Raw genomic sequence first — 25742 nt, 5'->3', positions numbered from 1 at the left:
CTGATGTCTGTAGTGCAGCGGCAGCAGTGGGATGTTGTCGTGGTGGGCGCCGGTGGCGCGGGGCTGCGGGCCGCGATCGAGGCGCGTGAGCAGGGTGCTCGTACGGCCGTGATCTGCAAGTCGCTGTTCGGCAAGGCCCATACGGTGATGGCCGAGGGCGGCATCGCGGCCTCCATGGGCAATGTGAACTCCGGGGACAGCTGGCAGGTGCACTTCCGCGACACGATGCGCGGCGGCAAATTCCTCAACCAGTGGCGGATGGCGGAACTGCACGCGCGGGAAGCGCCCGACCGCGTATGGGAGTTGGAGACCTGGGGCGCCCTGTTCGACCGCACCGGCGACGGGCGGATCTCGCAGCGCAACTTCGGCGGGCACGAATACCCGCGGCTCGCGCACGTCGGCGACCGTACGGGCCTCGAACTGATCCGCACGCTCCAGCAGAAGATCGTCCAGCTCCAGCAGCAGGACTTCAAGGAGACCGGGGACTACGAGTCCGGCCTGAAGGTCTTCCAGGAGTGCACGGTCACCCGGGTCCTGAAGACTGAGTCCAATAGCGGCTCCGCCGCGGGGTCGGGCCAGGTCTCGGGCACCTTCTGCTACGAGCGCGAGAGCGGGCGCTTCTTCGTCATCGAGGCGCCGAGCGTGGTGCTCGCGACCGGCGGCATCGGCAAGTCCTTCAAGGTGACGTCGAACTCGTGGGAGTACACGGGCGACGGGCACGCGCTCGCGCTGCTGGCCGGGGCGCCGCTGCTCAACATGGAGTTCGTGCAGTTCCACCCGACGGGCATGGTCTGGCCGCCCTCGGTGAAGGGGATCCTGGTCACGGAGTCGGTGCGCGGCGACGGCGGTGTGCTGCGCAACTCCGAGGGCAAGCGGTTCATGTTCGACTACGTCCCCGACGTCTTCAAGGAGAAGTACGCGCAGTCGGAGGCGGAGGGCGACCGCTGGTACGAGGACCCGGACCACAACCGCAGGCCGCCCGAGCTGCTGCCGCGCGACGAGGTGGCGCGGGCCATCAACGCGGAGGTGAAGGCGGGCCGCGGTTCCCCGCACGGCGGTGTCTTCCTGGACGTCTCGACCCGCATGCCCGCCGACACGATCCGGCGCCGACTGCCGTCCATGTACCACCAGTTCAAGGAGCTGGCGGACGTCGACATCACGGCCGAGGCGATGGAGGTCGGGCCGACCTGCCACTACGTGATGGGTGGCATTGCGGTCGACTCGGACACGGCGGCGGCGCGCGGTGTGCCGGGGCTTTTCGCGGCCGGTGAGGTGGCCGGCGGCATGCACGGATCCAACCGGCTCGGCGGCAACTCGCTCTCCGACCTGCTGGTGTTCGGGCGGCGGGCCGGGCTGCACTCGGCGACGTACGCGGGTTCGCGCACGGTGCGTCCGACCGTGGCCGACGAGCAGATCGACACGGCGGCGGCCGAGGCGCTGCGGCCCTTCTCGGCGGAGGGCCAGGAGGAGGGCGTCACGCCCGAGAATCCGTACACCCTGCACCAGGAGCTCCAGCAGACGATGAACGATCTCGTCGGCATCATCCGGCGGGGCGCCGAGATGGAGCAGGCGCTGCGCAGGCTCGCGGATCTGCGGGTGCGGGCGCGGCGGGCCGGGGTCGAGGGGCACCGGCAGTTCAACCCGGGCTGGCACCTGGCGCTCGACCTGCGGAACATGCTGCTGGTCAGCGAGTGCGTGGCGCGGGCCGCGCTTGAGCGCACGGAGTCGCGGGGCGGGCACACCCGTGAGGACCATCCGGCGATGGACCGGGAGTGGCGGCGGGCGAATCTGCTCTGCCAACTCCGGGATCCGACCGGCGGGTTGGCGGCCACGGACCCGGTGCGTGGCCAGATCACGCTCACCCGCGAGACCACCGAACCCATCCGCCCCGACCTGCTCGCCCTGTTCGAGAAGGAGGAGCTGGTGAAGTACCTGGCCGAAGAGGAGCTTTTCGAGTGAGCAGCTACGAGGCGGCCTTCCGGGTGTGGCGGGGCGACGTCGGCGGGGGCGGCCTGGAGGACTTCAAGGTCGAGGTGAACGACGGCGAGGTGGTCCTCGACATCATCCACCGGCTACAGGCGACGCAGACTCCCGACCTTGCGGTCCGCTGGAACTGCAAGGCGGGCAAGTGCGGTTCGTGCTCGGCGGAGATCAACGGCCGGCCGCGCCTGATGTGCATGACCCGCATGTCAGTCTTCACCCGCGACGAGGTGATCACGGTGACGCCGCTGCGCGCCTTCCCGGTCGTCCGCGATCTCGTCACCGACGTCGGCTTCAACTACCGCAAGGCCCGCGAGGTCCCGGCCTTCGTCCCGCCCGCGGACCTCGGTCCCGGCGAGTACCGCATGATGCAGGAGGACGTGGACCGCTCCCAGGAGTTCCGCAAGTGCATCGAGTGCTTCCTGTGCCAGGACACCTGCCATGTCGTCCGCGACCACGAGGACAACAAGACGTCCTTCGCGGGTCCCCGCTTCCTGATGCGCGTGGCGGAACTCGACATGCACCCCCTGGACGCGGCCGCCGACTCCGGCCTCGACCGCAAAACCACGGCCCAGGACGAACACGGCCTCGGCTACTGCAACATCACCAAGTGCTGCACCGAGGTCTGCCCCGAGGGCATCCACATCACGGACAACGCCCTCATCCCTTTGAAGGAGAGGGCGGCCGACCGCAAGTACGATCCGGTGGTGTGGCTGGGCAACAAGATCCGACGACGCAATACGACCTGATCGGCCGCGGCCGCACCGCCGACGTCCACGCCCTCGACGACGCGTGGGTGCTGCGCCGCTACCGCGACGGGCTCGACGCACGCGGCGAGGCCGACGTCATGGCGTACGTGCGCGCCCACGGCTTCCCCGCACCGCGCGTGCGAGCGGATCCGGGGCTCGCGCCGGGCGAGCTGGTACTTGAGCGGCTCGACGGTCCGACGCAGTTGGACGCGCTGCTGCGGGGCGCGCTGGGGGCGGCGGAGGCGGGGCGCGAACTGGCCTTCCTGCTGGGCTGGTTGCATGCCGTTCCGGCGCGGCCCGGCGGGCATGTGCTCCATCTCGACCTGCACCCGGACAACGTGATCCGCACCCCGCACGGCCCGATGGTGATCGACTGGGCGAACGCCGAGGAAGGCTCGCCCGCGCTTGACTGGGCGATGTCCGCGCTGATCCTGGCCGAGGTCGCGGTGGACCCCGGGCGTCACGAGGCACGGGTCGCGCGCGAGGCCCTCGGGGCGCTGCTCGCGGCACCGCATCCGCACCTCGCCGAGCCCTTCCTCGCCGAGGTGCGCGCCCGGCGCGGCGCCAATCCGACGCTGGACGCGGACGAGAAGTCGCGGCTCGGGGCGGCCGTGGAGCTAGTGCGGTCGTTGGAGGGGGCGCGGTAGGCCAGCTTCTCGGCTGACGCAACCGGAGCAGGCGAGGCCGCCGCAAAGGGAAAGGGCACCCCGGCGCCGGGGTGCCCTTGTCCACGAGGTCCGACGGAGTCAGTCCGTGCCGGATTCCATCGCCGCGCGGTCCAGGGCCTCGTCTTCCGCGGAGGTTTCGCCGCGGGAGGCGATGGCTTGGGCGCCGCCTTCCGGCATGGTGCCGATCAGGCCCGTGACCGCGGCCTGGGCCGCGCCGGCGACCGGGCTGCCCTCGCCGAGGAGGCCGAGCGTCGCGTACTGCTCGAGCTTGCCGCGCGAGTCGGCGATGTCGAGGTTGCGCATGGTCAGCTGGCCGATCCGGTCGACCGGGCCGAACGCCGAGTCCGCGGTCCGCTCCATGGAGAGCTTGTCCGGGTGGTACGAGAAGGCGGGGCCCTGCGTGTCGAGGATCGAGTAGTCCTCGCCGCGGCGGAGGCGCAGGGTGACCTCGCCGGTGATCGCGGCGCCGACCCAGCGCTGCAGCGACTCCCGGATCATCAGGGCCTGCGGGTCGAGCCAGCGGCCCTCGTACATCAGGCGGCCGAGACGGCGGCCCTCCGCGTGGTACTGGGCGACCGTGTCCTCGTTGTGGATCGCGTTGACCAGGCGCTCGTACGCGGCGAACAGCAGGGCCATGCCCGGCGCCTCGTAGATCCCGCGGCTCTTGGCCTCGATGATCCGGTTCTCGATCTGGTCGGACATGCCCAGGCCGTGGCGGCCGCCGATCGCGTTGGCCTCCATCACCAGGTCGACGGCGGAGGCGAACTCCTTGCCGTTGATCGTGACCGGGCGGCCCTTCTCGAAGCCGATCGTGACGTCCTCGGTGGGGATCTCCACCGACGGGTCCCAGAACTTGACGCCCATGATCGGCTCGACCGTCTCCAGCGAGACGTTCAGGTGCTCGAGCGTCTTGGCCTCGTGCGTGGCACCCCAGATGTTGGCGTCCGTGGAGTACGCCTTCTCCGCCGAGTCCCGGTAGGGCAGGCCGTGCTCGACCAGCCACTCCGACATCTCCTGCCGGCCGCCGAGCTCGGTCACGAAGTCCGCGTCGAGCCACGGCTTGTAGATCCGCAGGTTCGGGTTGGCGAGCAGGCCGTAGCGGTAGAACCGCTCGATGTCGTTGCCCTTGTACGTCGAGCCGTCGCCCCAGATCTGGACGTTGTCCTCCAGCATCGCCCGCACCAGGAGCGTGCCGGTGACCGCGCGGCCGAGCGGCGTCGTGTTGAAGTACGCGCGACCGCCGGAGCGGATGTGGAACGCGCCGCAGGTCAGCGCCGCAAGGCCCTCCTCGACAAGGGCGGCCTTGCAGTCGATGGCGCGCGCGATCTCGGCGCCGTACGCCTTCGCTCGGCTGGGCACGCCGTCGATGTCGGGCTCGTCGTACTGGCCGATGTCGGCGGTGTACGTGCACGGGACGGCGCCCTTGTCACGCATCCACGCGACGGCGACCGACGTGTCGAGGCCGCCCGAGAAGGCGATGCCGACGCGCTCGCCGGCCGGGAGGGATGTGAGGACCTTGGACATAGGAAGAGTATGCATGATGATGCATGACCATGCAAAGGGGGGTGCAGTGGTTGGTGCGGTGATGTGTTCGGGGTCACCAAGAGAAGAGCCGGACGGCGCCCCGCTCAGAACAGGCTGAGCAGCGCCTCCGTCGGATCCGCCAGACCCGTCTCCCCGTCCGGCAGCGGCAGCTCGAACCACACCGTCTTCCCGCGCGGTGTCCTGCGCGAGCCCCACGCCGCGCTCAGCAGCCCGACGAGCTGGAGCCCGCGACCGCCCTCGTCCGTGTCCCGCGCCCGGCGGCGCCGCGGCTGCACGAGACCCGCGTCCCACACCTCGCACACCAGCGTCCGGTCGAGGAGGAGGCGGAGCCTGATGTCGCCCTCGCCGTACCGCAGCGCGTTGGTGACCAGCTCACTGACCAGCAGCTCCGACGTGTCGACGAGGCTCTCCAGGCCCCAGCTCGACAGCTGCGCCCGCGCGTACTCGCGGGCCCTGCCCACCGACTTCGGCTCGCGCGGCAGCGTCCAGTCGCCGACGTTCTCGCTCGGCAGCCCCTCCACACGGGCCATGAGGAGCGCGATGTCGTCCTCGCCGTGATGGGTGTCGAGGGTGTTGAGGACGTGGTCGCAGACGTCCTCAAGAGCCGGGGAGGGGTCGTCGAGCGCGTTGCGGAAGGCCGAGAGGCCCTCGTCGAGCGGATGGTCGCGGGATTCCACCAGGCCGTCCGTGTAGAGGGCGAGCAGCGCGCCCTCCGGCAGCTCCACCTCCACCTCCTCGAACGGCTCGCCACCGACACCGAGCGGCATCCCCGGCGGTACGTCGAGCATGAGCGCGCTGTCGCCGGGTTCAACGAGGACGGGCGGCAGGTGCCCCGCGTTGGCGAACGTGCAGCGCCGGGTGACCGCGTCGTACACCGCGTAGACACAGGTGGCGAGGTACACCTCGGAGAGGTCCTCGCCGCCGAAGGAGCGCGCCGAGCGGGCGGGGCGTGTGCCCTGCTGGACGCCGCCCGGGGTACCGAGACCGCGGGCGATCTCGTCAAGGGCGCTGAGCACTTCGGCCGGTTCGAGGTCGAGCAGGGCCAACGTACGTACGGCGGTGCGCAGTTCGCCCATGGCGACGGCGGCGCGCAGGCCGCGCCCCATGACGTCGCCGACGACCAACGCGGTGCGGTGTCCGGGGAGTTCGATGACGTCGAACCAGTCGCCGCCGACCTCGGTCGCGGCGTTGCCGGGCCGGTAGCGGCAGGCGATGTCGAGCCCGGCCGCCTCCGGGTCGTCCGGCGGCAGCAGGGAGCGCTGCAGGATCAGCGCCCGCTCGTGCTCGCGGCGGTACAGGCGCGCGTTGTCGATACAGACCGCGGCGCGCGCGGCCAGCTCCATGGCGAGCGCCCTGTCCCGCTCGGTGAACGGCTCGCTGCCCTTCGTCCGGGAGAACTGCACGAGGCCGACGACCGTGTCGTGCGCGACCATCGGCACAGCGAGCGTGGACTGCACGAGGCCGCGCTGCTCGGTGGGCAGTGCCTGCGGACGCGCGGTGCGCAGGGCGTGCGCGCAGGGCGAGTTGAACGGGAAGCGGTGCACCGCCCCCACGTTGACGGGAGCCTCGCCGCCGAGGTCGAGGAACGGCACGTCGGCGACGGCGCTCGCGGCGGCCACCCTGCGCAGTTCTGCGCTGCCGTCCGCGAGGCCCGGCGGGGCCTCGTCGCCCGCGAGCAGCCCCTGGTACAGGTCGACGGACGCGAGGTCGCAGAAGCCGGGGACGACGACGTCGAGGAGTTCGCGGGCGGTCGTCTCCAGGTCCAGCGAGTTGCCGATCCGGGAGCCCGCCTCGTTCAGGAGCGCCAGATTGCGGCGGGCGTGCGCGGCCTCGCGGGCCGCGGCGTGCCTGCGGGTGACGTCCGTGGCGAGTCCCGCGACGCCGATCGGGCGGCCCGTGCCGCTGTGCACGCGGTAGAGGTTGATGGACCAGTGGCGCCGCTCGGTGGACTCCGGGGCGGTGCCGACCAGTTGCATGTCGGTGACCGCGTCCCCCGTCTCCAGGACCCGGCGCAGCGCGCCCTGCACCCGGTCCGCCTCGTGCCGCGGCAGGTAGTCGTGGACGGTGCGGCCCCGGTGGTCGTCGACGTGTCCGCCGAAGACCGAGGTCAGGGTGCGGTTGGTGCGCTGGACCCGGAGGTCGGTGCCGAACAGCAGGAAGCCGAAGGGAGATTGGCCGAAAATGGCCTGCGAGGACGCGAGGTCGGTCTCGATGTGCCGCAGCGTCCGCACGTCGACGACGATGCACACCGCGGCGCGCTCACCGGACTCGGTGGTCGTCGGCATCACATAGATCTCGGCGAGCCCGGTCGGGCCCGCGCCCGCCGCGCGCGGCGCCTCCGCTCGCGGTTCCGCTTCCGGCTCCCCCGCGGGCCCGGGCGCCGGCACCCGGAACGGGACGGCGCCCGTCCACTCCTGCCCGTCCAGGATCTCCGCCATCTTGCGGTGGCCGCGCTCGCGCAGGTCCGCGGGGACGAAGGCCTCGATGGGGTCCTTGCCCACGGCCTCCTCGGGCGGGACCCCGAAGAGCTCGGCGGCCCGCCGGCTCCACTGGTCGATCGCACCGTCGGAGCCGATCGAGAAGGAGGCGACCTTGATGTAGTCGTAGATCGAACCCGGCGGGCTCGCCTGCCAGAGGTCCGTCCGGCCGGGGGACTCCTCGGGAGGGGTCGAGGGAGCGCCCGATTCCGATTCCGGAATCGGTTCCGTACGCTCCGTGCCCGCGGCATCAGGAGCGTCATCGCCCAGCGGCACCCGCTCCGCACGCGGCGCCGAGGCCGCGCCCGAGAGGTCCTCGGACACCCTGCCCTTCGCTGGTATCTCGCTCACGCGAACCGTCCCCTCCAGCTCACCGCGTCCGGCACCGGTCACCGAGGCGGCTGCACGCAGTATCCAGCACTACGGAGCCGCGCAACACGGTGTTCACGATCACACCATGGTCCCGACGCTTTTTGGCCTGTCGGGACCGACTGTTTCCGTACCCAGGGTGCGGGTGTGCCCACACACGGCATCTCACACCTGCTCCCTCACACCCGCGTCTGTCCCACTCGGGCTTCTCCTAACCCGGCAACGACAGCTCGAACCACACCGTCTTCCCCGTCTTCCCGCCGGACCGCTCCCCGCCCGGCCGTGTGCCCCAGCGCTGCGACACCTCGGTCACCAGTTGCAGCCCGCGCCCGCCCTCCTCGTCCGGGGCCGCGGTGCGGGCGCAGGGCGGGTCGGGCAGCGGGTCGGAGACCTCCACCAGGAGGGCACCCGGGGGTTCGGGCGGACGCACGAGCCGTACGCCGATGGGCCCGGACGCGTACCGCAGGGAATTGGTCACCAGCTCGCTGACCAGCAGCGCGGTGATGTCGGCGAGCTCTTCGAGCCCCCATTCGACGAGCTGCGTACGCACTTTGGCGCGCGCCCTGCGGACGGCCGAAGGGTCGGCGGGAAAGGCCCACTCGACGCAGTCGCCTTCAGTGTGGAGCACGCGGATCACATCCCTGGCCCGCGAAGGACCCTGTCCGGTTTCAGAGGGTTAATCGGGATATACCCGGACGGAGTGGCGCGCTATCGCGAAGTGGGGTGCGCGGTGGCACGGACGGCGTAGGCGAGGCTCGTGGGATACGGCCACGAGCCCCCGTCAGACGCGATCCCGCAGGACCTCTTTCACCGCGGGGACGTCCTGGTCGAGCCAGTCCACGGACCACACCTCGGCCGCCGTCAGCCAGCGCAGCTCGTCGTGGTCCTGGAGGGGGCGCGGGGTGCCGGAGCGCAGGTGGCAGCGCCAGACCCGCAGGACGTATCCGGCCTTCAGCGGCCATTCACCCGGCACCCGGGTGAGCGGTTCGGCCTCGATGCCGAGTTCCTCGCGCAGCTCACGGACGAGTGCCCGCTCCGGCGTCTCGCCGGGTTCGACCTTGCCACCGGGCAGCTCCCAGCGGCCCGCGAGTTCAGGGGGTGCGCTGCGCCGCGCGGCGAGCAGCCGCTCTTCGGTGTCGTACAGGGCCGCGGCGACCACCACGGTCGGTGAGGATGACTCAAGGGGCATGCGCCGGAGCCTATGACTCCGTCAGAGCGCCGTGCCGTTCCGCCCCTGCCCCAGGCGCTCCACCCAGTACGTGGGCTCGTGGCCCCTGCGGTCATCGAGACTGTCGGCCATGCGCTGGGCCTCGGCCTTCGTGGCGTAACGGCCCACCCGGTAGCGGTTCCCGTTGTCGTCCTCGCGGATGACCTGCCACGGAAGTGTGGTCGTGCTGTCGCTCATCGCGCCCCGCCCCTCCCTGGCCACGCCGGCCTCGACTCGCATCGCGCCCTGCCTCCCATCCCCGAGGAAACCGCAAACCGCATATGCCCGAGCCTACGCCTGACCTTTACGCACCGAATACGGATTGGCACAAAGAGATACGCAACAAGCCACTGCCCGAACGCGCGGACAACGAACGGAGGGGGCGCCCCCCGCGGGTGCGCCCCCTCCGTCACCGCCGGTAGGGCCTGCCGTTTGGATCAGACCCCTACGACCTCAGCGCGTACGCACCTCCGGCATCGGCATCAGTACCGGTTCGCCCGTCGGCTTCTTGGTGCAGACGTCGCCGCAGTCCGCGTCGAGGGAACAGCAGAGCGAGCAGATCGGGCCGGAGTGGGCCGGGCAGTCGGCGATGTCCGGGAGTTCGTACGCTGTCTCGCAGACGGCGCAGGTGTGGGTCGCCGTGACGTCCTCGACCTGGACGTCCGGTCCGTTCACCGGGTTCGGCCGCGCCAGGTAGTACCTGCCCTTCGTGGCCCAGGCGATGAGCGGGCACAGGGTCAGGGCGAGGCCCGCGGCGATGAAGGTGGAGAAGGCCTCGGCGTACTCACCGAAGAGCCCGAAGAACGCCAGGATCGAGACGACCGAGGCGATCACCATGGCACCGAACCCGGCCGGGTTCACCGCGTACAGGTACGCCCGCTTGAACTCGATGTACTTGGGGCTCCAGCCCACCCGCTTGTTGATGACGAGGTCGGCGGCGACGGCCGCGATCCAGGCGATGCCCACGTTCGAGTAGAAGCCGAGCAGTTTGTTCAGGGCCGCGAACATGTTCAGTTCCATCAGCGTCAGCGCGATGGCGAGGTTGAGGAAGATGTACCAGACGCGGCCGGGGTGACGGTGCGTCACGCGGGAGAAGAAGTTCGACCAGGACAGCGAACCGCTGTACGCGTTGGTGACGTTGATCTTGATCTGGGAGACCACCACGAAGAGCGCGGCGACGGGCAGGGCGACCGAGCCGAGCCACGGCTTGAGCGCCTCGACCTGCGGCGCGATGGGTTCGAGGGCGTGCGTCTTGCCGACGGCCTCCAGGGCCACGAAGGCGAGGAGCGCGCCGCCGAGCTGCTTGGCGGCGCCGATGATCACCCAGCCGGGCCCGGCCGCCAGAACGGCCAGATTCCACCGCTTCTTGTTCGCTTCCGTCTTGGCCGGCATGAACCGGAGGTAGTCGGCCTGCTCGCCGATCTGCGCGATGAGCGAGAGCGCGACGCCGGTGCCGAGCCCGAAGCCGAGCCAGGAGAAGCCGCTGCCCGCGCCCTCGGTGCCGCCGAAACTCGTGAAGTCACCGAACGACCCGGGCGAGTGGAAGAGCAGGATCACGAAGGGCAGGACCAGGCCGATCAGCCAGATCGGCTGCGTCCACGCCTGCACCTTGGCGAGCGCCCCCATCCCGCGGAACACGATCGGGATGACGATCAGCGTGGTCACCAAGTAGCCGATGGGCAGCGGCAGTCCGAAGACCTCGTGCATCGCCTGCGCCATGATCGAGCCTTCGAGCGCGAAGAAGATGAAGGTGAACGAGGCGTAGATGAGGGACGTGAGCGTCGAGCCGAAGTAGCCGAAGCCGGCGCCGCGCGTGATCAGGTCCATGTCCAGGCCGTACTTGGCGCAGGCGCGGGCGATCGGGATGCCGGTGGTGAAGATGATCGTCGCCGCGCACAGGATCGAGGCGAGTCCGCTCGTGAATCCGTAGGTGAAGACGATGGACGCGCCGATCGCGAAGTCCGCGAGGTAGGCGATGCCGCCGAGCGCGGTGGAGGCGACCGTGGTCTCGGACCAGCGCCGGTAGGAGTGCGGGGCGTAGCGCAGCGAGTAGTCCTCGCGGGACTCGTCGGCGGCCAGCCTGGCGTAACTGCGCCGGGGCGGCTTCCTGTCGGGCGGCCCGGCTGCGGGGTCTGCGTGGGGTACGGCGGTCTCGGTCATGGCGGCTACCCGTTCCTCCGTCGGCGGTATACCAAATGCCTACGGAGGAGGAAGTTAGGAGCCGTACATGACAATCTGCGGCAACGCTCGATTGCCCGCCTGTTACGGGAGTTGGGGCACGGTTAACTCCGGATCACGCGGCCCGGACGGCGCGCACCGATCACCGGGCACCGAAACGGCCCGGACAGGGCCCGGGGCCCGATCCAGCCGAAAGGCCTTAGCGCACCGGTAGGTGGTACGCGATGCGGTAGCGGTCCGCGGGGACGACGATGTCGGCCGTCTCGACCGGTCGGCCGGAGGCGAAGAAGGTCCGGTGGATGACGATCACGACATGTCCCGGCACGCCGCCGAGCGCGCTCAACTCCTCGGCGAGGCCGGGGCGGGCGGCCACTTCCTCCGTCACGTTGTCCACAATCACGTCGATCGCCGCCATGCGCTCGGCCACCCCGCAGCCGCCGAGCGGGCCCTCCTCCGGGAGCATCACGGGCGTGCGCCCCGTCACGGCGAGGGGTTCCCACGAGGTCGCGAGCATCATCGCCTCCCCCGCGTCCCGGTACACGTACTTGGTGCGCATCACGCGGTCGCCCGCGCGGATCGCGAGCCGCTCCGCGACGGAGGTGACCGCCTCGATCTGCTCGCTGCGCGACTCCCACGTCCCCCGCGCCTCCGGGTCGGACTGCTCCTGCCGGAACGGCGTGGAACCGCTGCTCGGCCGGTCGCCGGAGCGGGAGACGCGGCGCGGCACGGGCAGCTCGCGCACATAGGTCCCCGAACCGGACCGGCCCTCGACGAGCCCCTCCGCCATCAGGACCTTGCGGGCCTCCAGCGCCACCGTGTCCGAAACCCCGTACTCCTCACGGATCTTGGCCTGTGAGGGAAGGCGGGTGTGCGGCGGCAGCGATCCACTGACGATCTTCTTGCGGAGATCGCCCGCAACGCGGAGATACGCCGGCTGCTCACCGAATGTCACTGGTTGCCCCCTCAGATCCCCATCAGATTGACAGACAGCAACAGCGTGGCAACCGTGGGTTGAGGCGTGCAAGCAAAGGCCAAAGAATCACTCGATGTGATTACTTCCGACGTCAGAGGCCTTTACGCAGCGACTTTGCCCAGGTAGTGCGTCATTCACACACCGGGGCGTGGGTCGATCATCCGTGCGCCTTTCCAGGGTTGGGGCCGCGGGGCTCTGCCCCGGACCCCGCCGCTCAATCGCCGCGGGGCTCAATTCGGGTCGGCGGCGAGGCCCGTCTTGAGGCCCGCGCCGCACAGTGGGACGACCGCGCTCCGGCCGGCCAGGGTCCCGCCCTCGCGGGTCGCGGCCCAGCACACCGCGCCGGTCGACTCGACGTACAGGCCGCGGGAGGCCAGGTCGAGTTGGGCGTGCCGGATCTGGTCCTCCGTCACCGTGTGGAAGGCGCCGCCGGATTCGCGTACGGCGCGCAGGATCTGGCGGGCGCGCGGCGGGTTCGGGATGGCGATGCCCTCGGCGGCGGTGGGGGCCGGGGCCTCGTCGACCACGATCTCGTCCGATCCGGCCTGCCACGCGCGCGCCAGGGGGGCGACCGCGGCGGACTGCACGGCGTGCAGGGCGGGGCGGCGGTCGATCAGCCCGGCGTGGTGGAGTTCGGCGACGGCGAGGGCGGCGCCGAGGAGGAGGGTGCCGTTGCCGACCGGGAGGACCAGGATCTCGGGGAGGCGGCCGCCCATGTCCTCCCAGATCTCGTGGACGTACGTCTTGGTGCCGTGCAGGAAGTACGGGTTGTAGACGTGGCTGGCGTAGAACACCCCGTCCTCGTCGGCGGCTGCGCGGGCCGCGCGGGCCGTGGACTCGCGGTCGCCGGGGACCACTTCGAGGCGGGCGCCGTGGGCCCGGATCTGCTCCAGCTTCTTGGCGGACGTGCCTTCGGGGACGTAGACGGTGCAGGCGAGGCGGGCGCGGGCGCAGTAGGCGGCGATGGCGGTGCCGGCGTTGCCGCTGCTGTCGGCGATCACCTGTTGTGGCCGCAGGCGGGTGGCGAGTGCGGCGAGCATCACCGCTCCGCGGTCCTTGAAGGAGAGGGTGGGCATCAGGAAGTCCAGCTTGGCGTGGACGTCGGGGGTGAGCGGGACGAGGGGTGTCCGGCCTTCGCCGAGGGTGCAGTCCGGGAGGGGCAGGGGGAGGCACTCGGCGTAGCGCCACATTGAACTGGGGCGGGTGGTGAGGGATTTGAGGGGGCTGGGAGTGGGGTGGTAGTCGAGGTCCAGGGGGCCTTGGCAGGTGGGGCAGCGCCAGGTGAGGGAGGGGGTCGGGATGCGGGTGCCGTCGGCGGGGCAGTAGGTGGTGAGGCTCATGTGGCGAGATTAGGCACGCCGAGCCGGATTGTTGCGGTCTCCGTCCCCCACGCCTCGGGGCTCCGCCCCGGACCCCGCGCCTCAATCGCCGGCGGGGCTTTAATCGCTCACCCGCCGCCGGGGTTGAAAAGCCGGGGCTCTGCCCCGTACCCCGCTGCTCAATCGCCGCAGGGGCTTAATCGGCTCACCCGCCGCAGGGGCTTGAAAGGCCTGCCCACCCGCCGCCTGAACGTGCGGATGGCCGCCACCGCCTTGGGCAATCTGCCGCCTTGGGCGGCAGGGTGGGCAAGGCGGCGCCACGATGCGGCGCAACGAAAACGATGGGCGTCGGCCACGGCGCGGCTCACGCCATTCGGGGGGTTCCCGGCGCGTATACGTGGGTCCGGCGGGGGTGCGGACCACGCTCTCCCCATGAAGTCAGCGCGCCTCGTCGCCCTCGCCGCCCTCACCTTTGGTGCCACGCTCGTTCCGCCCGCGCACGCCGTCGCGCCGACGACCCCCAGTTCCGGCTGCGGCGGGGCCGGGTGGGCCCTGAGCACGCGTACCGCCGACGCCGAGAGTCCGTACCACGCCTACGTGGGCAACGGGTATCTCGGCGTGCGCGTCCCGCCCAGCGGGGTCGGGTACGCGAGAACCGGCGGAGACGACGCCAGGACCGGGTGGCCGCTCTACACACCCCCGTACGACGGCGCCTTCGTCTCCGGGCTCTACGGGCGCGGGCCCAAGAACACCGCCCACCGCGAGGCCATCGCCGCCCTGCCCACCTGGACCGCCCTCGACGTCCGGGCGCGCGGCGAGACGTATGGCCCCGGCAGTCGCACGACGGGCTATCGGCAGACCCTCGACATGCGCTGCGGCATCGTGCGTACCGAGGTCACGTGGGTGCACAAGGACGGGGAGCGCACGGACCTGACGTTCGAGGTGCTCGCCGACCGGGCCGCCCCCCACGTCGGCGCCGTGCGGCTGCGCGTGAGACCCCACTGGTCCGGCGAGGTCACGGTCAGAGACCGTATCGACCAGCGCGGCGCTCGTCGCGTCGCCGCTACCGGCAGCGGGCCCGCCGGTAAGCGCACGGCCGCCGTCGGCTTCCGAACGGACGGCTCCGGGACCGCCGGCACCGTCGCCTCCACCCTCCGCTCCCCCGGCCGCACCCACACCGCCCGCCCCGCGAAGGACACCCTCGGCACCAGCCAGTCCGCCGACTTCCGGGCCGTCGAAGGCGTCGCGTACGACGTCGTGAAGTTCGTGGGCGTCGATACCGGCCTCACGTCGAAGAACCCGCGGGGCGATGCCGTACGCGCTTCCAAGCGTGCCGCGGCCGTCGGCTGGAACGCGCTCACCGTGAGGCACGACGCCGCCTGGCGGAAGCTGTGGGCCGCCGACATCGAGACGCCCGGCCGTCCCGGGCTCCAGTCGCGGCTGCGTGCCGCTCAGTACGGGCTGCTCTCCTCGCTGCGTCCCGGCGCCCGTAACAGCATCGGGCCGACCGGCCTGAGCAGCGACAACTATGCGGGCATGGTCTTCTGGGACGCCGAGACGTGGATGTATCCGTCGCTGCTGGCAACGCGGCCCGAGTTGGCGAAGCCGGTGCTCGAGTACCGGTACCGGACGCGTGGTGTCGCTGCCGACAATGCGGTGAAGACTTCACAGAAAGGGTTCATGTACCCCTGGACCAGCGCGAGTTCGGGCTCGCTGTGGAAGGAGTGCCAGAGCTGGAACCCGCCGCACTGCGTCACCCAGAACCACCTCCAGGGCGACATCGCACTCGCGGCCTGGCAGTACTACCAGGCGACCGGGGACCGTGCGTGGCTGCGCGAGCGCGGCTGGCCGCTACTCAAGGGGCTGGCCACGTACTGGAGCGGCCGCGTCACGCCGAACAAGGACGACGGTTCGTACTCCGTCAAGGACGTCGCCGGGCCCGACGAGTACAGCAACGGCGTCGACGACGGCGTCTACACGAACGCCGTCGCCGCGACCTCGCTGCGGGACGCCGCGAAGGCCGCCGCGCTGGTCGGCGAGCGGGCCCCGGCCGGCTGGAACCGGATCGCCGACCGGCTCCGCATTCCGTACGACAGCAAGCGCAAGGTCTTTCTCCAGTACGCCGGTTACGACATCGACAAGGGCGCCGACATCAAGCAGGCGGACGCCGTGCTGCTGCTGTATCCGCTGGACTGGAAGCCGATGCCGAAGGGCGCGGCGGCCGCGACCCTCGACTACTACGCGGCGCACACCGACCGCGACGGACCGGCGATGACGGACTCGGTGCACGCGGTCGCCGCCGCGGGGATCGGCGAGCCGGGCTGTTCGACGTATACGTTCCTGGAGCGGGCCTCGCGGCCGTTCTTCCAGGGCCCGTTCGGCACGTTCTCCGAGTCGCGGGGCGAGAAGGCGGGTGCCGGGGACGCGTTGGCCGGGACGCCCGCACAGGACTTCCTGACCGGGAAGGGCGGGTTCCTTCAGGTGTTCACGCATGGGCTCACCGGGATGCGGCTCCAGGACGACGACGCCGTGCGGCTCGATCCGATGCTGCCGCCGCAGCTCTCAAGTGGCGTGAACGTCAAGGGACTTCAGTGGCGGGGGCGGACGTACGACGTTGAGATCGGAGACAAGGACACCACCGTGCGGCTCACCGGCGGTGCGCCGTTCGCCGTCGACACCCCGGGCGGGCGCGAGACGGTGACCGGCGCGGGGCTCACGATCCCGACCCGCCGTCCCGACCTCACCCCGACCACCGACCTCGCCCGCTGCAAGGACGCGAGGGCGACCTCGGAGGACCCGGGCCAGTACGCGGGCGCCGCCGTCGACGGCAACCCGGCCACCACCTGGCTCCCCGCGAAGGCCGGCGCCTCGCTCACCGTGGACCTGGGCGGCGTACGGCCGGTGCACCGGGTGGAGGTCGCCGGCGCGAAGGCGTACCGCCTTGAGACCTCGGTGGACGGCGAGCGGTGGGCGCCGTTCGAGGCCGGGGCCGAAGGGCGTTACGTGCGGCTCACCGAGACCGGTGAATCGGCGGAGTCCGTCGGCGAGTTGACGGTTTCCTGACCTCGGGAGCGTACGACGAGCTGGGCACCGGTCGTGACGACGATGTTGACGGCCAGCGCGATCAGGCCGGTGTCCACGGTGCCGACGTCGACGGAGCCGAACGTCAGCCAGGCGAGCACCGCGACGCCGGTCAGGATGCCGATGAGCGCGGGCACGGCCCCGAGCCTGACCTTCTTCGCCAGGCCCATGACGATCGCCGGGGCGAGCTGGGTCAGACCGCCGTAGGTCAGGAGCAGCAGGTCGGAGAGGAGGCCGGGGCGGGTGAGGCCGAGGACGAGGGCGAGGCCCGCCGCGGCCACCACGCACAGGTGGTTCGTGCGCAGCTGGGTGCGCTCGTTGCGGACGCTCAGGAGGTTGCGCGAGAGCAGGCTGGAGATGCCGACGACGATGGCCGCGGACGGCACCATCGCGGCGGAGGCCGCGGCGACCGCCACGAGTCCGACGAGCCAGCCCGGCAGGGTCTGTCCCGCGAGGGTGAGGGCGACCCCGTTCGGCTCGGTGCCCTTCTTCGCGAGCAGGACGCCGGCGAAGCCGATGACGATCGGGATGCCGAGGGCGATCTGGTAGAGCGGCAGCCAGATCGCGTTCGAGCGCAGCACGCGGCCGCTGCGGGCGGCGAGCACCGGCGGCCACAGGTGGGCCATGGTGCCGAGGCCGCCGCCGATGCCGGAGATGATGACGGCGGTGACGAAGAACGTGCCGTCGTAGCCCTCCTGGTCGAGGGTGAGCAGCTGCGGGTGGCTGTCGCGGATCGTGTCGAAGAGGCCGCCGATGCCGCCGTTGACCGACAGGGCGACGCCCGCGACAAGCACCACGAGGCCGATGATCATCAGCGCGTCCTTGAGGTACGCGACCCGCGCGATGCCGCGGATGCCCGACCACAGGACGAAGACGACGGTCAGGACGGTGGCGAGGACCATGCTCAGGTTGCCGCCGGTGTGGCTGCCCGTGGCGAGCTGCACGATCATGCCGAGCCCGGTGATCTGGAGCTGCAGATACGGAAGGAGGAACACCGCGCCGACGATCGCGACGACCTTGCCGAGCAGCGGACTGCGGTAGCGGTCGACGAAGAAGTCGGCCTGCGTCAAGTACCCGCCGCGCTGGCCGAGTTGGCGCATACGGGGAGCGGTGAAGTACTGGAGGACGAAGTTGATGGCGAGGTAGCAGACCGCGAAGGTCGCGGCGACGCCGCCGCCGAAGGCGATGCCCGCGAGCCCCAGGAAACTGAAGGTGGTGAAGGCCTCCCCCGCCTGCAGGAACCAGGTGGTGAAGGTGGAGAAGCCGCGCTTGGCGACCGTCCACTCGCCCAGCTCCTTGCTGGGCGCGCGGCGGCCGGAGACGCCGACCACCGCGATGGCGACGATGCCGAGGACCGTGATGACCATGGTGCTGTTCATGCCGCCGCCCCCTCGTCCTCGGCCTCGTCGTCGTACCCGGCGCCCGCTCGCGTGCCGCGGTCGACGAGGGCGAGCGCCACCGTCGTTCCCACGGTCCACATCAGGCACCAGGCCAGTACGGACGGGAGGCCGAACCAGAGGTGCGGCCCGTTGACGAACGGGAGGAACGGGGTGCCGAGGAAGGCCAGGACGGGCACTGCGGCCCAGAGCGCGTGCGGAGATCTCATCGGGGCTCCAGCTGAGGCGAGTTGAGCGCTGGGGCCTGATCCAAACGGACAGGCCCCGCGGAACGTCTCTACGAAAGGCGAGGCGCGCGGCGTCCGTGTCCCGTGGCCGCCTCGTAGGCGGCGCCGATCTCGAGGACGGCGCGTTCGGCGCGCGGCGGGCCCACGATCTGCAGGCCGACAGGCAGTCCCGTGTCCGTGAAGCCGGCCGGGACGGAGAGGGCGGGTGCGCCCAGGACGGTGAGCAGATACGCCGAGCGCATCCAGTCGAGGTAGCTGTGCTGCGGCTGACCGTCGATGACGGTCGGGTACTCCAGGTCGATGTCGAACGGCAGGACCTGGCTGACCGGGGCGATCAGCACGTCGTAGCGCTCGAAGAACCCGACGGCCGAGAGGTGGATGCGGGAGTGCTCGGTGCGGGCGCGGGCCAGGTCGGCCGAGGTGAGCCGGAGGCCCTCCTCGATGTTCCAGATCAGGCTGGACTTGAGCTGCTCGCGGGAGGCCTCCAGGAGCGGGCCGAGCCCGGTACGGAAGGCCTGCGCGCGCAGCGTGCGGAAGACGTCGTCGGCGCCGTCCAGGTCGGGGCAGTCCTCGACGACGTGCGCGCCCGACTCCTCGAAGACCTTCACCTGTTGGGCCACGACCTCACGGACCTCGGGGTCGACGGGGACGCGGCCGCCGAGGTCGGGCGCGTACGCCACACGCAGCCCCTTCAGGTCGCGCTCCAGCGGGGCGCGGAACACGGAGCCGGAGGCCTCCAGGGACTGCGGGCAGCGCGGGTCCGGGCCCGCCATGACCGACAGGAGCAGCGCGACGTCGGCGACGGTGCGGCCCATCGGTCCGGCGACGCCGAGCGTCTCCCACAGGTCGCCCGAGGGCAGCGAGGGCACGCGGCCCGGCGTGGTGCGCAGGCCGACGACGTTGCAGAACGAGGCGGGGTTGCGCAGCGAGCCGCCCATGTCGCTGCCGTCGGCGATCGGGGTGAGCCGGGCGGCGAGCGCGGCGGCGCCACCGCCACTGCTGCCGCCGGCCGAGCGGGTCGTGTCGTACGGGTTCCGGGTCGCGCCGAAGACGGGGTTGAAGGTGTGCGAACCGGCCGCGAACTCGGGGACGTTGGTCTTGCCGATGCGGATCGCACCGGCCCCCTGGACGCGCTCGACGAGGAGTTCGTCCTCGTCGGGCACGTGGTCGGCGAAGAGCGGCGAGCCGTGCGTGGTGCGCATGCCGCGGGTGAGGTGGGTGTCCTTGAAGGCGATGGGTAGTCCGTGCAGCGGACCCAACTCGGCTCCCGACGCGGCCAGTTCGTCCGCCTGCCCGGCCTTGGTGAGCGCGCCTTCGGCGTCGAGCGTGACGATGGCGTTGAGCGCGGGGTTCACGCGCTCGATGCGGTCGAGGTGGGCGGAGACGACCTCGCGCGCCGAGAGTTCGCGGCGGCGGATCAGACCGGCGAGCTCGACGGCGTCGAGCGCGCAGAGGTCATCGGAACCGGTGGTGGGGTGTACGGGCATGACCGTCCTCGGGCAGGAGGCGACTGTGTGCGCCCTCACACTGCGGCGGCCTGACCTTTTAAGTCAATGGTTCGTAGTCGATGAACTTTTCAGTCGCTGTAAATGCTCAACTGGCACTTGTGGACACTCCACTGCGCTTCCACGCCTCGACCACGAGATGGGACTGCACAGACTCGGCCCTGCGCACCCACGTCGCTTCCGTCAGGAAGGCGTGCAGCGCCTCCTTCGACGGCTGGGTCACGTCGACGAGCAGCTGGTGCTCCCCCATCACCACGGCCGCGTACCGCACCAGCGGCGACTCGACGAGCAGCCGCCCCACCTCCTCGACCTCGCCCGGCCGGGTCCTGATCCACAACAGCGCCTGGACGGGCAGCCCGAGCAGCGCGGGCTCCACGACCGCGCGGATGCTGACGAGCCCGGCGCGGCTCAGCGCCTCGACGCGGCGCCTGGCCGTGGCGACCGAGACCCCGGCGACGGCGGCGAGTTCGTCGTTGGTGCACCGCCCGTCCGCGGCGAGGGCACGCAGGATCGCCTCCTCGTCGGGCGCCAGCTCGACGTCGGCGAGGCCCACCCGGTCGTCCTGCCGCTCGCCGCCCCCGAGCGCCTCGGCCTCGGCGGCGTCGAGGATGCCGGGCGACCACTCGTGCACGGTGCGGAAATAGCGCAGCACGGGCGAGACCTGCTGCTGCACGAGCCCCGGAAGAGCGGGCACCTCGTCCAGCATGAGACGGCCCAACTTGTCGGGCGGGCACTGGAGTTCGGCCACGCAGTCGGCGACGCCCGCGAGGACGTACGAGAACACGACATCGGGCCGCCGGGCGGTGGCGAGGGCGGCCTCGCGCACGGATCCCGGCCGGCAGTTCATCCGCAGGATCACGGTCTCCCCGCGCACCACGAGCCCGCGCACCGCCACGTCCCCGCTCTCCACGAGCCGGTGCCCGCGCCGCGCCACCTTCCGCTCCGGCTCCCCCAGCGCGTCGGCGATCCGCCGCCAGGAGGCCCGTCCGTCGATCTGCAGGGCGGCGACGATACGGCGGTCGAGGTCATCGAGCGGATTCAGAGGCGCGGTGGTCACGGAACGACCCTAGTCGAGCCACTGGGACCCACATCTGAAAAACAGATCACTCACCCCGGAAACATCTGTTGGACAGGGTTGAGGGGGCGGCGAAGGATGTCTCCCATCGCACGACCCGAGTGGAGGCTCAAGTGCCGAGTGAACAGACGGAAGTTGTCGTCGTAGGCGCGGGCCAGGCCGGCGTCGCGATGAGCGAGCACCTGGGGAACCTGGGCATCCGGCACATCGTCCTCGAACGGGACCGGATCGCCGAGCGGTGGCGCACCCAGCGCTGGGACTCGCTCGTCGCGAACGGGCCCGCCTGGCACGACCGGTTCCCGAACCTGGAGTTCCCCGACGTCGGCCCCGACGCCTTCGCGACGAAGGAGCAGGTCGCGGAGTACTTCGAGCGGTACGCCGAGAAGATCGACGCCCCCGTGCGGTGCGGCGTCGAGGTGACCAGGGTGCGCAAGCACGAGGGCAGGACCGGCTTCCGCGTCGAGACGTCCGAGGGCACCATCGACGCCGGGTTCGTGGTGGCCGCGACCGGGCCCTTCCAGCGGCCCGTGATCCCGCCCATCGTCCCGGACGGGGCGGTGAGCGCTCAGATCCACTCCAGCGACTACCGCAACCCGGAGCAGCTGCCCGAGGGCGCCGTGCTGGTGGTCGGGGCGGGTTCGTCGGGCGTGCAGATCGCCGACGAGCTGCGTCGCTCGGGACGCCGCGTGTTCCTGTCCGTGGGTCCGCACGACCGTCCGCCGCGGCAGTACCGCGGGCGGGACTTCTGCTGGTGGCTCGGGGTGCTCGGACTGTGGGACCTGACGACGCCGCCGCAGGGCGCGGCCCACGTGACCATCGCGGTCAGCGGGGCGCGCGGCGGCCACTCCGTGGACTTCCGCGAACTGGCGGGCACCGGCATCGAACTCCTCGGCATGACCTCCGCGTACGAGGACGGGGTGCTGAGCTTCGCGCCCGACCTCGCCGAGAACATCGCCCTCGGCGACGAGAAGTACCTGGAGCTGCTGCGGGCGGCCGACGCGTACATCGAGCGCAACGGGCTCGACCTCCCCGAGGAGCCGGGCGCGCACGTCCTCGGCCCCGACCCGGAGTGCGTGAACGACCCCTGCCTCGCGCTCGACCTGGCCGACGCCGGTGTCACCTCGATCGTCTGGGCCACGGGCTTCGCCGCCGACTACAGCTGGCTCGACGTCGACGCGTACGACGAGAACGGGCGGCCCGACCAGCGCCGCGGGGTCTCCACCGAGCCCGGCGTCTACTTCCTGGGCCTGCCGTGGCTGTCCCGGCGCGGGTCGAGCTTCATCTGGGGTGTCTGGCACGACGCCAAGTACGTCGCCGACCACATCACGACCCGGCGCGGATACCTCGCGTACGGCAGCAACTGAGGAGCTGAAGAGCATGGCCAACGCCCCGATCGTGGCCGGCGGGCACACCCGGATCCGGCCGTTCAACACCCGCGACACCTACCCCGAGCAGAACCTCGACAACGACCTCTGCCAGGCCGTCGTCGCCGGCGACACGGTGTACGTCCGCGGCCAGATCGGCCAGGACCTCGACACCAGCGAGAACGTCGGCGTCGGCGACGCGGAGGCGCAGGCCGAGCAGGCCATGGCGAACATCAAGATGCTGCTCGAGGAATCGGGCAGCCGGATGGAACACCTGGTCAAGCTCACGATCTACCTGATCGACCCGCGCTACCGGGAGGCCGTGTACCGCACGGTCGGGCGCTGGACCAAGGGCGTCCACCCCATCTCCACCGGCATCGTGGTCTCGGCGCTCGCCCGCCCGGAGTGGCTCTGCGAGATCGACGCGGTCGCGGTGATCCCGAAGGACTCGAAGGAGGCGCGGGCATGACGTTCTCCCTGGTGGTACGCGACGGTGGGCGGTTCGGCATCGCGGGCAGCTCGTCGAGCCCCGCGGTCGCCGCCCGCATCGCCCATCTGCGGCCCGGCGTCGGCGCGGCGAGCTCGCAGAACATCACCGACCCGACCCTCGGCACGGACCTGCTGGACGCCCTCGCGGAACACGGTGACGCGGAGCGCGCCCTGGCCGGGGTCACGGGCGCCGCGCACAACGAGAAGACCATCGCCTACCGGCAGTTGACCGTCCTCGGCCGCTCCGGACCAGGCTTCGCGTACAGCGGCCCGCACACCCTCGGCACCTACGCGTCCGCCACCGCCGACGGCGTCGTCGCGGCCGGCAACATGCTCTCCGGAAAGCACATCCCCGGCGTCCTCGTGGAGGCGTACCAGGAGGCCACCGGCGAGCTGGAGGAGCGGCTGATCGCGGCCATGAAGGCCGCCGTCGCCGCGGGCGGCGAGGAGGGTCCCGTGCACTCGGCGGGCCTCGCGGTCGTCGCCGATGTCGGCTGGCGGGTCACCGATCTGCGCATCGACTGGGCGGACGAGCCGATCGACCGGCTCGGCGAGCTCCTCGACGTATGGCTTCCGCAGCGGGACGACTACGTGACGCGCGGCCTCGACCCCGCGAGTTCGCCCTCGTACGGCGTTCCGGGAGACGCCCGGTGAGTGCGCCGAAGGAGGCGGCCCGCAAGGAGGTCGACCGGCACGCCGACGAACTGGTCGCGCTGTCCGAGCAGTTGCACGCCGACCCGGAGACCGCCTGGGAGGAGCACCGGGCAGCCGCCGCCGTGCCGCGGCTGCTCGACCGGGCCGGGTTCGACGTCACGGCCTCCTACCTGGGCCTCGACACCGCGTTCCACGCGTCCTTCGGCAGCGGCCCCACCCGGATCGCGCTGTGCGCCGAGTACGACGCGCTGCCCGGCCTCGGCCACGCCTGCGGGCACAACCTGATCGCGGCCTCGTCCGTCGGCGCCGCCCTCGGACTCGCCGCCGTCGCCGACGACCTGGGGCTCACCGTGGAGGTCTACGGCACCCCCGCCGAGGAGGGCGGCGGCGGCAAGATCGAGCTGCTCGACCGGGGCGCCTTCGCCGGGGTCGACCTCGCGATGATGGCGCACCCGGCGCCGGTCGACGTCGCCGAGGCGCAGCCGTTCGCGGTCAGCCACTCCAAGGTCTCGTACACGGGGAAGTCCGCGCACGCCGCCGCCTACCCGGAGGCCGGGATCAACGCGGCCGACGCCTTCACCGTGGCACAGGTCGCCATCGGCCTGCTGCGCCAGCAACTTCCCTCCTCCGCGCGGGTGCACGGCGTCGTGACGCACGCCGGGGACGCCCCGAACGCGATCCCCGAGCGCGCCTCCGGCCGCTGGTACGTGCGCGCCGAAACACTCGCCGAACTGGCCGAGTTGGAGCCGCGCGTCATGCGGGCCTTCGAGGCGGGCGCCCTCGCGACCGGCTGCGAGGTCGTCGTCGAGCCCGAGAGCAAGCCGTACGCCGAGTTCCGCGCGGACGAGAGGGCGCTCGCGCACTACCGCGCCAACGCCCTCGACCTCGGGCGGGAGTTCGCGCCGCCCGGACAGGCCGCGCGCATGAACCGCGCCTCCACCGACATGGGCAACGTGTCGCAGGTGGTGCCCGCCATCCACCCCTACATCGGCATCGGTTCCCTGCCCGCCACCAACCACCAGCACGAGTTCGCCGCGTACTGCGTGGGCGGCACCGCACAGCGGGCGCTGCTCGACGCGGCGGTGGCGCTCGCGTGGACGGGCGTGGACCGCGCCGGACCATCCGAGGAGGCGACGACATGACCGTGACCGAGCAGCCCGAGACCGGGGTGACCGCCGACGCCGCGACCCTGCGCAGGAGCGTCGCGGCCGGAGCCGTCGGCGTCTTCGTGCACTGGTTCGACTGGGCGGCGTACGCCTATCTCGCCGGCACCGTCGCGAAGGTCTTCTTCCCCGCCGGCGACAGCACGACCGGGCTGCTCGCCGTGTTCGGCGTCTTCGCCGTGTCGTTCGGCGTCCGGCCGATCGGCGCCCTGGTCTTCGGGCCGCTCGGCGACAGGATCGGCCGCAAGCGCACGCTGTCCCTGGTCATCTTCATGATGTCCGGCGCGACCCTGGCGATCGGGCTGCTCCCCGGCTACGACTCGATCGGCATCGCGGCGCCGGTCCTCCTGGTGGTCCTGCGGCTGTTCCAAGGGTTCGCGGCCGGCGGCGAGTTCGGCAGCGCGGCCAGCTTCCTGGCCGAGAGCGCACCGCGCCGCCGCCGCGGTTTCGGCGTGAGCTGGCTGGAGGTCGGCTCGCTGCTCGGCTTCCTGGCCGGCTCGTTCGTCTTCCTGCTGCTGTCCACGGGACTCGACGACGCCCAGCTCGTCTCCTGGGGCTGGCGGATCCCGTTCCTCGTCGCGGCGCCGCTCGGCATCATCGGCGTGATCATCCGCAACAAGATCGAGGACACCCCCGAGTACCGGGCACTGGAGGAGAACGACACGGTCCCGCGCAGCCCGGCCCGCGAACTGCTGCGCACCCACAAGCGCCAGCTGCTCCAGGCGGCCGGCCTGATGACGGCCATGCACGTCCCGTTCTACGCGGTGCTCACCTACCTGGTCACGTACGAGACCGACCACCTCGGTCACTCCGCCGACAGCGCGGCCCTGCTCTCCACCGTGATCTCCCTGCTCGGCCTCGTGCTCGTGCCGCTGTTCGGCGCGCTGTCCGACCGGGTGGGGCGCAAGCCGGTGTTCATCGGGGCGACGGCGGCCCTCCTGGTCGTCTCCACTCCGGCGTTCTGGCTGATGCGGACCGGGATGGCCGGAACGTGGATCGCGGGTCTCGCGCTCGGCGCGATCCTGGCCGCGATCCTCGGCACGTACGCGGTGTGGTCGGCGGAGGTCTTCCCCACGCGCACCAGGCAGAGCGGGCTCTCCATCTCGTACAACGTGACGGCGGCGCTGTTCGCGGGCACCGTGCCGTACCTGATGACGCTGCTCATCTCGGCGACCGGCAGCACGCTGGTGCCCGGCCCGTACCTGATGGTGTTCGCCGTGGGCGGCCTGGTCGCGGCGCTGTCCCTGAAGGAGACGGCGGGCTCGGCGCTGCTGCACGCGGAGGACGTGTCGACGGAGAAGCAGGTGCCGTCCCCTTAGGGT

At 71.3% G+C, this 25742-nt stretch carries 21 protein-coding genes; 9 read left to right on the top strand and 12 right to left on the bottom strand.

Annotated features, from left to right (window positions below; genetic code table 11):
- Positions 1-3 precede the first annotated feature (3 nt).
- From ACIRHA_RS26150 to ACIRHA_RS26140, 3 genes are read left to right on the top strand one after another with little or no spacing between them, the layout of a single operon-like run.
- On the top strand, positions 4-1959 hold the full coding sequence (locus ACIRHA_RS26150; RefSeq protein WP_403850440.1) for a fumarate reductase/succinate dehydrogenase flavoprotein subunit: 1956 nt from the start codon (positions 4-6) through the stop codon (positions 1957-1959).
- Positions 1956-2729, top strand: a complete 774-nt coding sequence (locus ACIRHA_RS26145; RefSeq protein WP_403850437.1) for a succinate dehydrogenase/fumarate reductase iron-sulfur subunit — start codon at positions 1956-1958, stop codon at positions 2727-2729. Before ACIRHA_RS26150 ends, ACIRHA_RS26145 begins: the two co-directional genes overlap by 4 nt.
- Positions 2690-3376, top strand: a complete 687-nt coding sequence (locus ACIRHA_RS26140) for an aminoglycoside phosphotransferase family protein (RefSeq protein WP_403850434.1) — start codon at positions 2690-2692, stop codon at positions 3374-3376. Before ACIRHA_RS26145 ends, ACIRHA_RS26140 begins: the two co-directional genes overlap by 40 nt.
- Before the next feature lie 99 nt (positions 3377-3475).
- Here ACIRHA_RS26140 and argG read toward each other — a convergent pair whose 3' ends face one another.
- From argG to ACIRHA_RS26100, 8 genes are all read right to left on the bottom strand, one after another.
- A complete protein-coding gene (gene argG, locus ACIRHA_RS26135; protein ID WP_403850431.1) occupies positions 3476-4921 on the bottom strand; it encodes an argininosuccinate synthase in 1446 nt (481 codons plus the stop codon).
- 104 nt (positions 4922-5025) lie between these two features.
- Positions 5026-7812, bottom strand: a complete 2787-nt coding sequence (locus ACIRHA_RS26130) for a SpoIIE family protein phosphatase (RefSeq protein ID WP_403850428.1) — start codon at positions 7810-7812, stop codon at positions 5026-5028.
- A gap of 187 nt (positions 7813-7999) precedes the next feature.
- Entirely contained in the window at positions 8000-8425 is a 426-nt protein-coding gene (locus tag ACIRHA_RS26125; RefSeq protein WP_403850425.1) for an ATP-binding protein, read from the bottom strand.
- Between the two features lie 144 nt (positions 8426-8569).
- Positions 8570-8977 carry a (deoxy)nucleoside triphosphate pyrophosphohydrolase gene (locus ACIRHA_RS26120; RefSeq protein ID WP_403850422.1) on the bottom strand — a complete coding sequence of 136 codons (408 nt, stop codon included), beginning with the start codon at positions 8975-8977 and terminating at the stop codon, positions 8570-8572.
- A gap of 21 nt (positions 8978-8998) precedes the next feature.
- Entirely contained in the window at positions 8999-9193 is a 195-nt protein-coding gene (locus ACIRHA_RS26115) for an SPOR domain-containing protein (protein WP_403850419.1), read from the bottom strand.
- 255 nt (positions 9194-9448) lie between these two features.
- Positions 9449-11155 carry a purine-cytosine permease family protein gene (locus ACIRHA_RS26110; protein WP_403850416.1) on the bottom strand — a complete coding sequence of 569 codons (1707 nt, stop codon included), beginning with the start codon at positions 11153-11155 and terminating at the stop codon, positions 9449-9451.
- 217 nt (positions 11156-11372) lie between these two features.
- Entirely contained in the window at positions 11373-12125 is a 753-nt protein-coding gene (locus tag ACIRHA_RS26105) for a GntR family transcriptional regulator (RefSeq protein ID WP_403850413.1), read from the bottom strand.
- Positions 12126-12376: 251 nt separating this feature from the next.
- On the bottom strand, positions 12377-13486 hold the full coding sequence (locus ACIRHA_RS26100) for a threonine synthase (protein ID WP_403850410.1): 1110 nt from the start codon (positions 13484-13486) through the stop codon (positions 12377-12379).
- Between the two features lie 411 nt (positions 13487-13897).
- Between ACIRHA_RS26100 and ACIRHA_RS26095 the strand changes: the two genes are divergently transcribed.
- Positions 13898-16528 (top strand): glycosyl hydrolase family 65 protein, encoded by a 2631-nt coding sequence (locus ACIRHA_RS26095; RefSeq protein ID WP_403850407.1) that lies wholly within the window; start codon positions 13898-13900, stop codon positions 16526-16528.
- On the opposite strand, the gene ACIRHA_RS26090 is transcribed toward ACIRHA_RS26095, so the two are convergent.
- The 4 genes from ACIRHA_RS26090 to ACIRHA_RS26075 form a co-directional block, all read right to left on the bottom strand.
- Positions 16465-17925, bottom strand: coding sequence for a sodium:solute symporter (locus ACIRHA_RS26090; RefSeq protein ID WP_403850404.1), 1461 nt, complete (start codon positions 17923-17925; stop codon positions 16465-16467). The two genes, ACIRHA_RS26095 and ACIRHA_RS26090, sit on opposite strands and share 64 nt — an antisense overlap.
- Positions 17922-18152, bottom strand: a complete 231-nt coding sequence (locus ACIRHA_RS26085) for a hypothetical protein (RefSeq protein ID WP_403850401.1) — start codon at positions 18150-18152, stop codon at positions 17922-17924. The genes ACIRHA_RS26090 and ACIRHA_RS26085 overlap by 4 nt, the downstream gene beginning before the upstream one ends.
- Before the next feature lie 68 nt (positions 18153-18220).
- Positions 18221-19657: an amidase gene (locus tag ACIRHA_RS26080; RefSeq protein ID WP_403850398.1), complete on the bottom strand. Its 1437-nt coding sequence runs from the start codon at positions 19655-19657 to the stop codon at positions 18221-18223.
- 106 nt (positions 19658-19763) lie between these two features.
- A complete protein-coding gene (locus ACIRHA_RS26075; protein ID WP_403850395.1) occupies positions 19764-20732 on the bottom strand; it encodes an AsnC family transcriptional regulator in 969 nt (322 codons plus the stop codon).
- Positions 20733-20863: 131 nt separating this feature from the next.
- Between ACIRHA_RS26075 and ACIRHA_RS26070 the strand changes: the two genes are divergently transcribed.
- From ACIRHA_RS26070 to ACIRHA_RS26050, 5 genes are read left to right on the top strand one after another with little or no spacing between them, the layout of a single operon-like run.
- Entirely contained in the window at positions 20864-22114 is a 1251-nt protein-coding gene (locus ACIRHA_RS26070) for a flavin-containing monooxygenase (protein ID WP_403850392.1), read from the top strand.
- 13 nt (positions 22115-22127) lie between these two features.
- Positions 22128-22583 (top strand): RidA family protein, encoded by a 456-nt coding sequence (locus ACIRHA_RS26065; RefSeq protein WP_326020090.1) that lies wholly within the window; start codon positions 22128-22130, stop codon positions 22581-22583.
- A complete protein-coding gene (locus ACIRHA_RS26060) occupies positions 22580-23257 on the top strand; it encodes a DUF1028 domain-containing protein (protein WP_403850389.1) in 678 nt (225 codons plus the stop codon). The genes ACIRHA_RS26065 and ACIRHA_RS26060 overlap by 4 nt, the downstream gene beginning before the upstream one ends.
- Positions 23254-24399: a M20 family metallopeptidase gene (locus tag ACIRHA_RS26055; protein ID WP_403850386.1), complete on the top strand. Its 1146-nt coding sequence runs from the start codon at positions 23254-23256 to the stop codon at positions 24397-24399. The genes ACIRHA_RS26060 and ACIRHA_RS26055 overlap by 4 nt, the downstream gene beginning before the upstream one ends.
- Positions 24396-25739: an MFS transporter gene (locus tag ACIRHA_RS26050; RefSeq protein WP_403850384.1), complete on the top strand. Its 1344-nt coding sequence runs from the start codon at positions 24396-24398 to the stop codon at positions 25737-25739. Before ACIRHA_RS26055 ends, ACIRHA_RS26050 begins: the two co-directional genes overlap by 4 nt.
- The last annotated feature ends 3 nt before the right edge of the window (positions 25740-25742 follow it).

The organism is Streptomyces sp. NPDC102360, assembly GCF_044766085.1.
GTDB lineage: Bacteria > Actinomycetota > Actinomycetes > Streptomycetales > Streptomycetaceae > Streptomyces.
The sequence above is the reverse complement of the archived record's forward strand: the minus strand, read 5'-3'. Positions and strand labels throughout refer to the sequence as shown.

Coding starts and splice junctions, on each gene's coding strand:
- ACIRHA_RS26100 (WP_403850410.1), bottom strand. CDS start 13,486: ATGAGCCTCACCACCTACTGCCCCGCCGACGGCACCCGCATCCCGACC.
- ACIRHA_RS26115 (WP_403850419.1), bottom strand. CDS start 9,193: ATGAGCGACAGCACGACCACACTTCCGTGGCAGGTCATCCGCGAGGAC.
- ACIRHA_RS26095 (WP_403850407.1), top strand. CDS start 13,898: ATGAAGTCAGCGCGCCTCGTCGCCCTCGCCGCCCTCACCTTTGGTGCC.
- ACIRHA_RS26090 (WP_403850404.1), bottom strand. CDS start 17,925: ATGAACAGCACCATGGTCATCACGGTCCTCGGCATCGTCGCCATCGCG.
- ACIRHA_RS26060 (WP_403850389.1), top strand. CDS start 22,580: ATGACGTTCTCCCTGGTGGTACGCGACGGTGGGCGGTTCGGCATCGCG.
- ACIRHA_RS26085 (WP_403850401.1), bottom strand. CDS start 18,152: ATGAGATCTCCGCACGCGCTCTGGGCCGCAGTGCCCGTCCTGGCCTTC.
- ACIRHA_RS26050 (WP_403850384.1), top strand. CDS start 24,396: ATGACCGTGACCGAGCAGCCCGAGACCGGGGTGACCGCCGACGCCGCG.
- ACIRHA_RS26120 (WP_403850422.1), bottom strand. CDS start 8,977: ATGCCCCTTGAGTCATCCTCACCGACCGTGGTGGTCGCCGCGGCCCTG.
- argG (WP_403850431.1), bottom strand. CDS start 4,921: ATGTCCAAGGTCCTCACATCCCTCCCGGCCGGCGAGCGCGTCGGCATC.
- ACIRHA_RS26150 (WP_403850440.1), top strand. CDS start 4: ATGTCTGTAGTGCAGCGGCAGCAGTGGGATGTTGTCGTGGTGGGCGCC.
- ACIRHA_RS26110 (WP_403850416.1), bottom strand. CDS start 11,155: ATGACCGAGACCGCCGTACCCCACGCAGACCCCGCAGCCGGGCCGCCC.
- ACIRHA_RS26080 (WP_403850398.1), bottom strand. CDS start 19,657: ATGCCCGTACACCCCACCACCGGTTCCGATGACCTCTGCGCGCTCGAC.
- ACIRHA_RS26065 (WP_326020090.1), top strand. CDS start 22,128: ATGGCCAACGCCCCGATCGTGGCCGGCGGGCACACCCGGATCCGGCCG.